Here is a 13,326-nt window from a genome sequence, read left to right as displayed (position 1 = left end):
ACTAAATTTAATCCCATATCCTATAAGAGAATGATGGAATACTTGTACTATCTAGGAAATGCCAGCCTCAGTTTGAGAATTGTTCAATATTTACACGGTAGACCTCAATTTCCCGTTTCCTTTGTGAGTGTAATTCATCAAATTGATGGTTGGGTAGTCAGAATTAAACTCAAAGATACAGTCTCAGATCAACAAGATGGTGATTTTCGAGCTTTTCTTAATGAATTAGGAATTAGCTATCAGCCACCAATGAGAGTCCAAATGGCACTTTGGAGTTTGGAAGCCGGACAAACGCCTGTAGACGTGATGCGTCGTTACCAAGTAGCGATTGTTTCTCATGGTAGCCCGGAAAGAGAAGAAATTGAAGCATTTAGACAACAGTTTGTTCGCGGTTTAGGTTACTGTCCGGAAACATTGGCCTAAGCAATTCAAAATTCAAACTTGTTTGCATAGGTTAGGAAGTGAAAAATAATTATTCTCCCATATTTATTGTTGGTCAAAAGCTGCTTCAATGTATTGTTGTAGCTTAAACTCATATCCAGATATAGATAAACGCTCTAAAAACTCTTCGGCAATGATTTTTTTAGTTTCTAGTTGATAGTGAACAAGAGCCACATCAAAGCGACAAGAATAATCAGCTTTTTGGGGATATTCAGCTAAAAATATTTCCGCCGTCCGCCATATTTTTGCTTGTTTTTGGGGAGTAATGGCATTTTTTCCCCCTTCATCCCAATTACCAGAACTGCGGGTTTTTACTTCTACAAATGCCAGTATTGTGTCTTGATATTGGGCAATAATATCAATTTCTCCCCAACGACACGAAAAGCGACGATGCAAAATTTCCCAACCCGTAGATTGTAACCATTTAGCGGCTAGGTCTTCACCTATGTTACCAATATCTGCATAATTAAATAGAGAAGGATTAGCCATTACTTAACAATACCATGAATAATAACGATTCCCAGGTCGTGCTTCGCTATCGCAATTGGACAACTATACTCAGTTTATTACTTTGGGTAATTATTTCCACCACAGCCTTAGCAGGTTTTGTGCCTTCTGCTGTAGCACTGGAATATAACAAAGAAATTCTTGTCGGATCTGATTTTTCTGAACGTGATTTAACAGATTCCAGTTTTACTAAAGCAAATCTTCGCTACAGTAATTTTACTAATGCTAATCTCCGTGGTGTCGAATTCTTTGCAGCCAATCTAGAATCAGCTAATTTACAGGGAGCAAATCTAACTAATGCTACATTAGATTCAGCGCGTTTGATTAAAGCCAATTTAACCAACGCCAATTTAGAAGGGGCATTTGCGGCTAACGCCAAATTTGATGGAGCTATAATTGACGGAGCAGATTTTACTGATGTATTATTGCGTCGAGATGAACAAAATAAACTTTGTAAACTAGCTAAAGGCACTAATCCTGTAACAGGTAGAGAGACAAAAGAAACTTTATTTTGTCCTTAGAGGATGATATATCCAGATTCCCAATTGCTCAAAAAAAATTAAGGATCTATAGAAATCCTCAATCATTTTCCAACAATATACAGCGGTTTTCGCTCTTATGAGGTACATCTTAGCCCCCTCATCGCTTGCGGGGAGGGGGTTGGGGGTGGGGTTCTTGTACCACGTCATGAACAGGAAAAATCAAACCCAACCTAGGATTTTAAAAAAGTGAACTTTTGGAAAATATGAATCAGGGCAAAATCTTACTTGAACCAGGCACCTTATGGACAAGGATCAAAAAAACAACGGAACTGGCTTTAAAATCTGGGGCATTAAAATCTATTCCCACAAAATTGGAAATTATTGAACAAAATGGTGTGAAATTTGTTGTCAGAATTTTAGAAAATATCAACCGCAAAATCGCTGAACAAAAAAAACGAGATCATAAAGTTGCTAAAACTGGTAAAGAATTTAATCCTTTTTTACCCTACGAAGTAGATTTATTTGTAGCTGATATCTCTCCTACTCATGTTTGTATTTTAAATAAATTCAATGTTGTTGATTATCACTTGTTAATTATCACTCGCGCTTTTGAATCACAGGAAAATTTACTTACCCTAGAAGACTTTACAGCAACGGGAGCCTGTTTAGAAGAGTTTGAAAGTTTAGTATTTTATAATGGTGGTAAACTTGCCGGTGCGAGTCAACTACATAAACATTTGCAAATTGTCCCTTTTGCGGAAACAGATATTCCTATTTCACCACTTTTAAAAGCAGCAAAATTAGAAACCGCTATTGGAAGTATACCAGAATTTCCTTTTGTCCACGCTTTTACTAATCTTGATATGGGAGAAAGTGCCGAAATAACTTTAGAAAAATATCATACTTTACTGCAAACTGTGGGAATTAAACCCCTAGAAAATAATATGCAATCTGGAGCATATAATCTTTTGATGACGCGAGAATGGATGTTAATTGTCCCTCGACAATATGACGAGTTTGAGACAATTTCTGTCAACTCATTAGGATTTGCAGGTGCATTATTAGTAAAAAGTCAAGAACAAATGCAATTACTCAAAGATATCACCCCTATTAACATTTTAAGTAAAGTTGCTTTTTGTAAATAACAAAATCGAATTTATACTACAATGTAAGTTATTATGTTTCCTTTGCGTGAAATCTTCATCAAGAAAAAGAGGAAAAATTATGGAATCTTTAGACATAAAATGGATACGCGCCCAGTTTCCCGCACTGACACAAACAATCAACGGAAAACCAGCGATTTTCTTTGATGGACCCGGTGGAACACAAGTACCCGGTGGAGTATTAGACGCAATTAGTGATTATTTAGTTAGATCGAATGCTAATACTCACGGTGTTTTTGCTACGAGTATGCGAACAGATGCCTTGATTATTTCTGCCAGGGCTGCGATCGCCTACTTCCTAGGATGCGATAATGATGAAGTAGTATTTGGCGCAAATATGACCAGCTACTGGAAACTTCATCTTCCAAATCACCGTGATTCTGTCTGCCTATTCTCACGTTAATTAGAGGGCAATCGTCTATATCCAAAACAATCGCTCCCTCTAGTATCAGGTATCTAATCTTACTCTTACTCTTCAGGCTTAGATCTATTTTCCAGCCACTGTTCAAAATCAGCAATAGTTGAGAAGTCTAAAAGCGCGTCCGTTAATTCTTCTAATACCTCAATAGGTAACGCTTCAACTTGATGAATCAAAGAGGAATCAATTTCGCCAATTCGACGGTGAAGTTGTCGTTTAACTATTTGTTGTGTTTGTATTAGTTTACCTTTGACTTCACCTTTGACTTCACCACTTCGCTCAATACTAGTAATATAAGGCATTTTCATCTCCTGCTCATACTGAGTTATTTGTTGATTAAATTCTTCCTGTAATTCCTCTGGTATTGTCATCATCCAGTCAATTAGTCCATAGAGATTAATGATATCCTGTCTATCATGACCCTGTTCATACAAGCGTTTAATTAAAGACAGCTTAAATTCTTTTCTGGCTCGGCGATTTTTTGTTGTCTCCAGTGTTCTTAAGTGCATCATAATAACCGTAGAAAACAGATTGCGGTCAGCATCTAATTCAGCCCATCTTTCCCTATAATCTAGCAGCTTGATTGTAGAGAAATCAATTCTAACTGTCGTTCTTCGCGCTTGGATAACGAAATAATCAGGTCGCCAGCTAATATCATCATCTCCTAAAATTACTAAGGATGTAATTGGTTGTTGGTACTGGTCATAAATTCTGTAGTTGTAAACATAGACTCTGTGAGGAAAATCATCATCTCGCTGATTTTGCACTTCGATGTGGATATACAGCCAACTTTCTTCACCATTAATCCGATAAACTTTGACGAGAGCATCCGCTAATCTGCGACCAATTGAAGCATCTCTAGTGACTTGGAGTAACTCTTTATCCAGAAACTCAATAGGTTTAGTCCAGTCGATATCGGCATAAAGATCCGGGTAGAAAAAGCTGATAAATTCGGAGAAATAAGTCTGAAGAATAGTTTTCCAAGGAGAATCATATTCTGTCTGTGGATTGGTCATGCTAAATTGGGAATTAATCTAATGATAATGATGCTGTTATATTCAGGGGATAATGTTGTGCTAAATCTCGTCCCTCTTAAAAATATCATTTAATCTTTTTTTGACAAGACGTGAATTATATGAACGAATCTTTAGACATAAAATGGATACGCGCCCAGTTTCCCGCACTGACACAAACAATCAACGGAAAACCAGCGATTTTCTTTGATGGACCTGGGGGAACACAAGTTCCTGGTGGAGTATTAGACGCAATTAGTGATTATTTAGTTAGATCGAATGCTAATACTCACGGTGCTTTTGCTACGAGTATGCGAACAGATGCCTTGATTATTTCCGCCAGGGCTGCGATCGCCGACTTCCTAGGATGTGATAATGATGAAGTAGTATTTGGCGCAAACATGACCACCCTCACCTTCTCCGTGAGTCGCGCTATCGGGAGAGAATTACAACCAGGTGATGAAATCATTGTCACAAACTTAGACCACGCAGCCAATATTTCTCCCTGGTATGCTTTAGAAGAAAAAGGTGTAATTATTCGTCCTATTGATATCAATATTACCGACTGTACTTTAGATATAAAAGATTTAGAACAAAAGATAAATTCCCGGACAAAATTAGTTGCAGTCACCTATGCTTCTAACGCCGTTGGCACAATTAATGATATTACCAAAATAACAAAACTCGCCCATAATGTCGGGGCTTTAGTATATGTTGATGCTGTCCATTATGCCCCCCATGCACCGATTAATGTTCATCATTTAGACTGTGATTTTCTCGCCTGTTCCGCTTATAAATTCTTCGCTCCTCATGTCGGGATTCTCTACGGAAAAAGAGAATATTTAACGAGATTTTCGCCTTATAAAGTGAAACCTGCATCAGAAGAAGTTCCTTCCAGATGGGAAACAGGAACTTTAAATCATGAAGGTTTAGCCGGATTAGTAGCAGCAATTAACTATTTAGCAAAATTAGGTTGTCATGTTTCCCCAACCTTAGATAGTGAATTACTTTCCTCCTTAATGGAAGCCGATAAAGAAGGATTAACAACTTTCCATTGTCCGCGATTTCTGACAGAAACAGCACAACCAAACCATGAACTAGCATCAGCTTATCATAGTCGCCGAGCTGCTTTAGTTGCAGCAATGTCAGCCATTCAACAATATGAAAGAGAATTAAGTAAAAAGCTGATTTCAGGATTGCTAAAAATCCCTGGTTTAACCTTATATGGAATTACTGAACCCAGCCAATTTACATGGCGTACACCCACAGTATCTATCCGCATAGAAGGAAAAACACCAGCAACCATAGCAACCATATTAGGAGAAAAGGGAATATTTGCTTGGTACGGAAATTTCTATGCAGTTAACCTCACCGAAAAATTAGACGTAGAAACATCTGGTGGCTTATTGAGAATTGGTTTAGCCCATTACAACACAGTTGAAGAAATTGATCAACTCTTGCAAGCCTTGAATGAAATTTAAAAAAACTCTACCAGATCCCCGACTTCTTTAAGAAGTCGGGGATCTAAATCTTGGATTCCGAAAAGTGATTACTAGGTGGCACTTAGTAATAATCTATTTATTTTAGGATGGTAATGTTACCAGAGGCTGAGTAATAATTTTTCTGTTTCTAGCTATCTGTTTTTTTCTTAAATCTTTACAAATTTCATGCAAATCATAATTAAAAGATTTAGCGTGTTCTTCTCGGATTTTATAAATTTCCTCTAATACTTCATCTTTCCACATAGTTAGTCTCCCATAAGTTCATAAGGTGTACAGATTGTTGGTAATTCATAACCAGATTGAATACTAATTTGTGAGAGTTTTTTCTGTATTTGTGCATTAGCAATATGTTTACAGTTCCATGTTAACAAATAATCTACTTTATAAACAGTAGCTAAGGCAATATGTAAGGCATCATCAGATGCTTTAGGAGGAAGATTGCTTTTTGTGAGAAATTGCTGGGCTAATTCTTCCACTGTTTCGTTGAGTTCTAGTAATGGTAATTCATTGATTAGATCAAGTCGTTTAGTAACTATTTCTTGATCTCCTCTGGCTAATTCCTCTAAAACTACTTCAGAGATATATAGAGTAAAATTTTGCCGTCGAGTATCCCACCAACTCTGTGTAATTATTGAATTTGAGGCAGTTATTAGATTAGTGCTTGGCCTAATTGTCAGATAGCCAATAATACTGGTGTCAAGATAGAGACTTTCAATCATTATTAAATATTTAAAAAAATCGTTTATTCTCGCATCATATCATGCCTATAAACAAGCGATTCTATAGTGCTTACCCAAGAAACTAACTTCCAAATTGATGCCAATGGTGACGGTCAAATTGGCTATGCAATCATCTAAAATGCTGGGAATAGCATCTTTCTCAAAGACGCAACCAACAAATACTCCGCCCAAACCGGAAATACAACCCCCATTGCTATCAAAAATGGCGGACAACAAATTTACCAAAAATTTGGGTTTAAAGCCCCGTCCTTCTAGGACGGCTTTTTGATATAATGGTGAGAACAGGCAGGGCATTGTCTGTTGGGCGAGATAGTGTAAGACGGGTTATGCCCGCAACTGTTGTTTGAACCCAGAATCCTCACCCTTCTAGGATGGGGAGTATGTCAAGGAGGATATTTGAGGGTAATGTCTGTAGGGGATAAATTCCCCTTATGGCTTACCCTGCGTGAAACAAGCCAAAAATTGTTAATTTTCAATTCATCCGCAGTCCTCAGCCTCACAAACACGACGGACATTGAGAATATCACTCATTTTCTTGAGTTGCACAAATAAATGTTCCAATTGAGAACAATCGCGGACATCAATACCCAAATCCATCAAAGCGGGTTGTCCTAGAGAAGTTTTCACTTGAGCATGACGGACATTGATGCCTTGGTCACTTAACCGTGATAACACATCCTTTAATACTCCCACGCGATCCATTGCCTCAATTTGTAAATTAATAGGATAAGTATGAGGACGGCCACGATTTTCCATAGCTAAATTCCAATGCACTGGGACTAAACGCTCATGCTCAACAGGATCTACATTATGACAGCCTTGGCGATGAATAGAGATTCCTCTTCCGCGTGTAACTACACCCACAATTGGTTCACCGGGAATGGGAGTACAACACCCAGCGACATGATGAGCTAAACCCTCCATCCCAATAATGGGGGAATCACTAGCACGGGAAGTAATTAGTGGTGTATCCCGTGAGGTTTTTGGTGTTGGTTCTTTGGCGATAAATGGAACGACATCAGTCACAGGTTGTCTGGCTTTGACGACTTCCCGCCAACGGTTCAGCACTAAGTTTGAGGTAATTTCCCCATAACCCAAACCGGCGAGCAAATCTTCCACACTGTGATAGTTACATTTTTCGGCGACGGTGTGCATAGCGTCGGATTTGAGCAAACTCTCAAAACCAGTTTTTCCCAATTCCTTCTCTAATAAATCTCTACCTCTGGCAACATTTTCTTCTCGGCGCGATCGCTTGTACCATTGTTTAATCCGATACTTAGCCGCTGAAGTGCTAACAAAATTTAACCAATCTAAACTGGGATGACAATTCTTTTGGGTAATAATATCGACAATATCCCCATTATGTAGCCGTGTTGACAAAGGAACAATGCGCCCATTCACTCGCGCCCCCGCACAGTGGTTTCCGACTTCTGTATGAATCCGATAGGCAAAATCTATACTTGTAGAACTGGGACTTAACGGAACAACATCCCCCTTAGGGGTGAAGACATAAACGTCATCTTCAAATAGATTGTCTTTAACACTATCTAAGTATTCCTGAGCATCTTTTAAATCACTTTGCCAATCTAGCAATTGGCGCAACCAAGTAAACTTTTCATCAGAGCCTGTTAGATTAGCATTATCAGAACCACCACTTTCTTTATACTTCCAATGGGCGGCAATTCCATACTCCGCGATATGGTGCATCTCTAAGGTGCGAATTTGTACTTCCAACGGGCGGCCAGTCAAGCCAATTACCCCAGTATGTAAAGATTGATAATGGTTTGGTTTAGGCAGTCCAATGTAGTCTTTAAATCTACCAGGGATGGGACGAAAAGAATCATGAACCACTGCCAAAGCTCGATAACATTCTTCATTAGTTTGGACAATAATTCGCAGTGCCGCCAAATCGTAAATTTCATGAAATTCCTTTTGCTGCCGCTGCATTTTTTGATAAATGCTATAAAGGTGTTTAGGACGACCGTTAATTTCTAAACAATTAATACCCGCTTTCAGTAACCGACGGCGCAAAGTATCCGTAGCCTTGAGTAATTTTTCTTCCCGGGCTGTGCGTTTTTCAGCCACACTTTGCTGAGTTGCGCGATAGGCTTCTGGGTCTAAATATTTAAATGCTAAATCTTCTAATTCCCATTTAATTTGCCAAATTCCCAACCGATTCGCCAAAGGTGCAAAAATATCTCGTGTTTCCTGGGCGCTACGTTGCCGGCTAGATTCTGACATATATTGGAGGGTTCGCATATTATGCAAACGGTCTGCCAGTTTTACCACAATTACTCGAATATCCTGCGCCATGGCCAAAAACATTCGCCGGAAATTTTCTGCTTGACTTTCGGTTTTGCTAGTAAAATTTATTTTCGATAGCTTGGTAACACCTTCTACCAGTAGCCGTACTTCTGGACCAAAACGGGCTTCTATATCTTCAACTGTAATTTCTGTATCTTCAACTACATCATGGAGTAAGCCGGCTGCTATCATAGCTGGACTACCACCTAATTCACGGAGTGTTTCCGCTACAGCAACAGGATGGGCAATATATGGTTCTCCCGATTTACGAATTTGACCCCCATGTAGTTCATATGCAAACTGAAATGCTCGACAAATTAAGGCGTTACCGTTATACGTTCGATCTTCTTCTTCTGTAAGGATTGGTGCTGGTGGTTCAATTAAACATTTGTTAAGCCAATCTGGGAGAATGACATCAACGGGGGGTTTGATAGTTACAGTACTCATAAAATAAAAAAGGTAATTGGTGGATAGGTTGACAGATAAGGAAAATTGACAGCACCTCTATAAATAGATGCTGTTGCAAAAGAAACAAAGTTGGACAGATGATGTCTAATCGTCTGTAGTCATCATCCCTTGAAGGTTGCTCGAAACATAATCAAAAAACCTATTGACGACAAACCAAGCCTCAAAGTAAGATTTGAGACTTATGACTTTGATCTGAAAAAAAAGAAAGTTTGGTTATATAAGAAAATTTTCTTGACATTAATACTATCTTAACTAGCAACAGATGTCTTTTAATTGTGATAAATATCAGGAATTGGCAACATTTATAGATGAGTTCCGAGCTAATGTAACGGGAAATAAACTCAATGCTGGGGAATTAAGAGAGAATTTAGCCCAGTTGCAGGAATTTTTTGGGCAACAAATTGTCCCTTTGGTTGACGCTAATTCACGGGAACAATCTTATAAAACCGAAATAAATAAGCAGTTGCGACTGTTGGAAGTAGATATGATGTTTCTCCAAGGTGCCAGACAGTCAACAACATCACAGTCTAGGTTGAAAACCATTGAAGAACGCATTGATACTTTAGTTGGATATTGTCAAGCTATTACCCAGCTAATATCATAACAAATGAAGTATTTGTCGGGGTTTAGCAGTAATCATTGGTGTTAAATCAAGTAAGGGCGTATTGCAATACGCCCCTTATTCGTTGGCTTCTACACTCACCGGGGAATAAATTCCCTGTCTAATAGCTCAAGTCCACGCTTAGTGGACTAAGGAATTTTCCCAGTGTTTAGTCATCAAAAGACAACTTTGGCTATTAGCAAGGAACTTGAGTTCCTTGCGGAACATCGCTTTTACGTTAAGTTGACACCAATGAGCCTTTGCTTTACCCCTACTCCTGAATTCTGCCATATATAAGTTGTATTAAGCTGCTACCAAAGTCACAAGAAAATGGTAAGTTAATTTCAGTAATAGCCGTGATGATGTCGCGTTTTTTGTTGGTGTATTAACTTAAGTAGATATAGGATAGTTATATGTTTACTCGAATCCGTCGTCTTTTCAGTCAATTTTTTAATAACTCTCGAACAGTTAATAATGAACCACTCAATAAAGTGAGTTTGATTGTCATTATTTTAGTTGATATTTTTATTTTAATTAACGTTTTTACAGGTTTAAATAATATTAGTGAATGGCATCTTAGCCCAACTCAAGCTTATCCATGTTATTCAGAATGGAACAATTACAAAACCCAAACTACCAAAAATAAAGAGTATGAATTTCTGCGAAGTTCATTACCTTATGGTAGTAATGAGCAAAGAGTTCGGCAAACATATCAAGATGCAGAAGTTGGACATTTGGGTAAGGTTTCGGAAATATGTTTGAATTATGGTGAATCTAAAGATAAACTGAATAATCCTCAAAATCAGAAAATTCTTACAACGATAAATCAGACACAAGATCAAATTAATAGGTTGGAACAAGCAAATACTACTATTCGTAATCAATATGATTCAACCTTATTAGAAAAAATTGCTGGACAGTCTTCAGGTAATTCCATTAATCAGGTTCGCGCCGAAAAAGCTAAACAGGAATTAACACAAAATAGCGAGAAAATCTCCACCTTAAAACAGGAAATTGCTAACCTGCAAAATCAACTACTGACAAAACCTGAAAGTATTAATTTATTGTCTTCTGTTAAAGATGAAACCAAATTCAATCAAGTTTCCAAAGGATATAAAGACGCTTCATTTTGGTATCCTAGTATTCAACTGGTTTTTCAGGCTATCTTTTTACTCCCCCTTATTCTCATTGCATTATTAGTTAATAATTTCAGTCAACGCAAGGGATATGGATTAATAGCGTTAATTAGCTGGCATTTGCTAGTTATATTTTTAATTCCGTTAATTCTGAAAGTATTTGAATTTCTGCAAGTTGGTGCAATATTCCAATTCTTCTTTAATATCATTAGTTTCTTCTTTGGTGGTTTAGTTTTCCTCATTAGTTACGCGTATATTTTGCTAATTCCCCTGGTTGGTTTTGGCATGATTAAATTCTTCCAAACTGTTGTATTTAATCCTAAAGTTCAGGTAGTTAGCAGAATTCAAAAATCACGCTGCATTCGGTGTGCTAAGAAAATTCGTCCTCAAGATAACTACTGTCCACACTGCGGTTATTATCAATATATGGAATGTCATAATTGTCATAATTTAACTTATAAAGAATTACCTTATTGTCATCATTGTGGTGCTGATCAAAATTCTGTTACCGCAGCCAGAAGTTAGAGGGTGTTTGAAAAAGTATTAAATAAAACCAATAATCTCCAAAAACCTAACCCCCCTACCCCCCTTCCCTACAAGGGAATGGGGATTTTAAAGCCTATCTCCTTATAGGGGAGAGGTTTACAAGAGGGGTTAATTTATACCTTGAAAATTTTTAAAACATCCTCTTAGAAATTATCAGAAATGTTGGGTTTCACTGTGGTTCAACCCAACCTACTTGAATAATCAGAAACTTAGCAAAATTAAACTTAACAACATATTTCTGCCCCTATTTATTAGATATTATTGAGTTATTAATTTAAATCTAGGTAGACAATTTATGTCATCCATTACCAATGTCACGGAAGCCACATTTAAGCAAGAAGTGTTAGAAAGTCAAACTCCTGTTTTAGTTGACTTTTGGGCCCCTTGGTGTGGACCTTGTAAAATGCTGTCTCCTGTAGTGGAAGAAGTGGCTGCGGAATATGAGGGACAGATAAAAGTGGTGAAATTGAATACTGATCAAAATCCCACTGTTGCTAGTCATTACGGGATTCGCAGTATTCCTACTTTGATGGTATTTCAGGGAGGAAGACAAATCAAAACAGTGGTTGGTGCTGTTCCTAAAACTACTTTATCTGCTACTTTAGATAAGTATGTTACTGCACGGTCATAGTTAAAGATATGGGGAATTTCTATAGTAAATCTTGCTATGAGGAATTGAAACTCCGTACTTACTCCTCTGCGTCTGAAGCGTGAGAAAAAATATTCTGTAATCCTTAAGTCAATTGAACTGCGTACAAAAAAGCGTTACCCTAAGTGGAGAGGATAAAACAGAGGAGAATACCGTGACTTCAAACACCCAAATCAAAGCATTAGACGTACCTAGCGCCATAGAACAACGTCGTTCTATCAAAACCTTCAAATCAGATCCCATCTCCCCAGAACTACTCAAGCAACTGGTAGAATTAACCGTAGCTGCACCCAGTAGTTTTAACGTCCAATCTTGGAGAATAGTTTTAGTTCAAGACGAAGCCCAAAAAGAAGCGTTATGTGCAGCTTCTTGGAATCAAAAGCAAATTATTCAAGCGCCTGTTACCTTTGTTTTCGCTGCTGACGCTGCTGCGGGAGAAAAAGATATAACACCCATTTTAGAACAAGGTGCAGCCACTGGGGCTTGGAATGAGGGAACAGTTAATTACTTTAGAAATGCGATTCCTCAATTTCAGGTAAGCTTAGGAGACAAGCGCCGGGAATACGCCATTAAAGATGCGATGATAGCTGCTACAAGTTTAGTATTGGCGGCGGAAAGCTTGGGTTTATCTACCTGCTTCATGAATGGTTGGATTGAGGATCAAGTTAAAACCATCATTGGTGCGGAAAATAATCCAGATATAGCTATTGCTGTGTTAGTACCTGTAGGTTATGCAGCCGAACCTCGGTTAAATCCCGGTCGTTTACCATTGTCGGTTAATGTTTCTGTAGATAGACTAGATAACCCGTATCAAGGTTAATTAGGGATTTGGGGATTAGGTGGGTATTTATGAATGCAGATATGGGTAGTGAATTAAACTTTTTTCTCACGCTCCAGGCGCAAAGAGAAAGAGTTTGATATAGATATTGCTGTAAATTTCAACACTTTTTCAGTTTGTAGATGATTCTTTCTTGTTTCTGATTTCTACCTACTATAAAAATTATATATTTCGGTTTTTAAAATTACAAAGTGATAATTTTTTATTGTACATCAATAAACATAAAAATAGTTGGTTTTGCTTTACAAATATTGTAATACAGCAAAGATCAAAATCTGTTGTTGGCTCTCTTGTTAATTCTAGAAGTTCTGCTTTTAGTTTTGGTGACGATTCATAAAAATTTACGTAACCTAAAAATTAGGTCTAGTAAATTCAACCTCTCACAGTGATTTAGTTTATCTACATCCATAATTACTGTTGTTCACAGGTATGAAGAAATAGCTATTGCAGCAAACTCACACTAATTTTATCAAATAATTTATTGATATCAGTGAGTGAGTATCTAGCAATTATTTAAG

Annotated in this window: 14 protein-coding genes and 1 pseudogene; 9 read left to right on the top strand and 6 right to left on the bottom strand. The window is 37.7% G+C overall.

The features are described from left to right. Positions 1 to 33 precede the first annotated feature (33 nt). Positions 34 to 423, top strand: coding sequence for a hypothetical protein (locus EZY12_14610; GenBank protein ID QSX70676.1), 390 nt, complete (start codon positions 34 to 36; stop codon positions 421 to 423). Between the two features lie 63 nt (positions 424 to 486). Here EZY12_14610 and EZY12_14605 read toward each other — a convergent pair whose 3' ends face one another. Further along, on the bottom strand, positions 487 to 930 hold the full coding sequence (locus EZY12_14605; GenBank protein QSX66077.1) for a YraN family protein: 444 nt from the start codon (positions 928 to 930) through the stop codon (positions 487 to 489). 14 nt (positions 931 to 944) lie between these two features. Between EZY12_14605 and EZY12_14600 the strand changes: the two genes are divergently transcribed. The 3 genes and pseudogenes from EZY12_14600 (at position 945) to EZY12_14590 (ending at position 2,939) form a co-directional block, all read left to right on the top strand. After that, positions 945 to 1,469, top strand: a complete 525-nt coding sequence (locus EZY12_14600; GenBank protein ID QSX66076.1) for a pentapeptide repeat-containing protein — start codon at positions 945 to 947, stop codon at positions 1,467 to 1,469. Positions 1,470 to 1,693: 224 nt separating this feature from the next. Further along, positions 1,694 to 2,575, top strand: a complete 882-nt coding sequence (locus EZY12_14595) for a phosphorylase (protein QSX66075.1) — start codon at positions 1,694 to 1,696, stop codon at positions 2,573 to 2,575. A 79-nt stretch (positions 2,576 to 2,654) separates the two neighbouring features. Next, positions 2,655 to 2,939 (top strand): annotated as a pseudogene (locus EZY12_14590) (aminotransferase class V-fold PLP-dependent enzyme). A gap of 122 nt (positions 2,940 to 3,061) precedes the next feature. Here the strand turns inward: EZY12_14590 and EZY12_14585 are convergent. Then, positions 3,062 to 4,027, bottom strand: coding sequence for a DUF4351 domain-containing protein (locus EZY12_14585; protein ID QSX66074.1), 966 nt, complete (start codon positions 4,025 to 4,027; stop codon positions 3,062 to 3,064). Positions 4,028 to 4,146: 119 nt separating this feature from the next. Here EZY12_14585 and EZY12_14580 point away from each other — a divergent pair, with 119 nt between their 5' ends. Next, on the top strand, positions 4,147 to 5,505 hold the full coding sequence (locus EZY12_14580) for a cysteine desulfurase-like protein (protein QSX66073.1): 1,359 nt from the start codon (positions 4,147 to 4,149) through the stop codon (positions 5,503 to 5,505). A 102-nt stretch (positions 5,506 to 5,607) separates the two neighbouring features. On the opposite strand, the gene EZY12_14575 is transcribed toward EZY12_14580, so the two are convergent. From EZY12_14575 to EZY12_14560, 4 genes are all read right to left on the bottom strand, one after another. Further along, on the bottom strand, positions 5,608 to 5,769 hold the full coding sequence (locus EZY12_14575) for a hypothetical protein (GenBank protein ID QSX66072.1): 162 nt from the start codon (positions 5,767 to 5,769) through the stop codon (positions 5,608 to 5,610). A 2-nt stretch (positions 5,770 to 5,771) separates the two neighbouring features. After that, the gene (locus EZY12_14570) at positions 5,772 to 6,245 is read right to left on the bottom strand and encodes a type II toxin-antitoxin system VapC family toxin (GenBank protein QSX66071.1); all 474 of its coding nucleotides are present in this window, start codon (positions 6,243 to 6,245) and stop codon (positions 5,772 to 5,774) included. Positions 6,246 to 6,290: 45 nt separating this feature from the next. Continuing rightward, positions 6,291 to 6,560 carry a hypothetical protein gene (locus EZY12_14565; GenBank protein QSX66070.1) on the bottom strand — a complete coding sequence of 90 codons (270 nt, stop codon included), beginning with the start codon at positions 6,558 to 6,560 and terminating at the stop codon, positions 6,291 to 6,293. Positions 6,561 to 6,743: 183 nt separating this feature from the next. Beyond that, positions 6,744 to 9,017 (bottom strand): bifunctional (p)ppGpp synthetase/guanosine-3',5'-bis(diphosphate) 3'-pyrophosphohydrolase, encoded by a 2,274-nt coding sequence (locus EZY12_14560; GenBank protein ID QSX66069.1) that lies wholly within the window; start codon positions 9,015 to 9,017, stop codon positions 6,744 to 6,746. A gap of 283 nt (positions 9,018 to 9,300) precedes the next feature. Here EZY12_14560 and patD point away from each other — a divergent pair, with 283 nt between their 5' ends. The 4 genes from patD to EZY12_14540 all read left to right on the top strand — a co-directional run bounded on the left by patD (position 9,301) and on the right by EZY12_14540 (position 12,790). Next, positions 9,301 to 9,642, top strand: a complete 342-nt coding sequence (patD, locus tag EZY12_14555; GenBank protein ID QSX66068.1) for a heterocyst frequency control protein PatD — start codon at positions 9,301 to 9,303, stop codon at positions 9,640 to 9,642. Positions 9,643 to 10,052: 410 nt separating this feature from the next. Beyond that, a complete protein-coding gene (locus EZY12_14550) occupies positions 10,053 to 11,300 on the top strand; it encodes a hypothetical protein (GenBank protein ID QSX66067.1) in 1,248 nt (415 codons plus the stop codon). Positions 11,301 to 11,616: 316 nt separating this feature from the next. After that, positions 11,617 to 11,952: a thioredoxin gene (trxA, locus tag EZY12_14545; protein QSX66066.1), complete on the top strand. Its 336-nt coding sequence runs from the start codon at positions 11,617 to 11,619 to the stop codon at positions 11,950 to 11,952. Positions 11,953 to 12,124: 172 nt separating this feature from the next. After that, a complete protein-coding gene (locus EZY12_14540) occupies positions 12,125 to 12,790 on the top strand; it encodes a nitroreductase family protein (protein ID QSX66065.1) in 666 nt (221 codons plus the stop codon). Positions 12,791 to 13,326 lie beyond the last annotated feature (536 nt).

The sequence above is a fragment of the Dolichospermum sp. DET69 genome (assembly GCA_017355425.1).
Classification (GTDB): domain Bacteria; phylum Cyanobacteriota; class Cyanobacteriia; order Cyanobacteriales; family Nostocaceae; genus Dolichospermum.
Note: the sequence above shows the minus strand (reverse complement) of the source record. Positions and strands in the feature narration are given on the sequence as shown.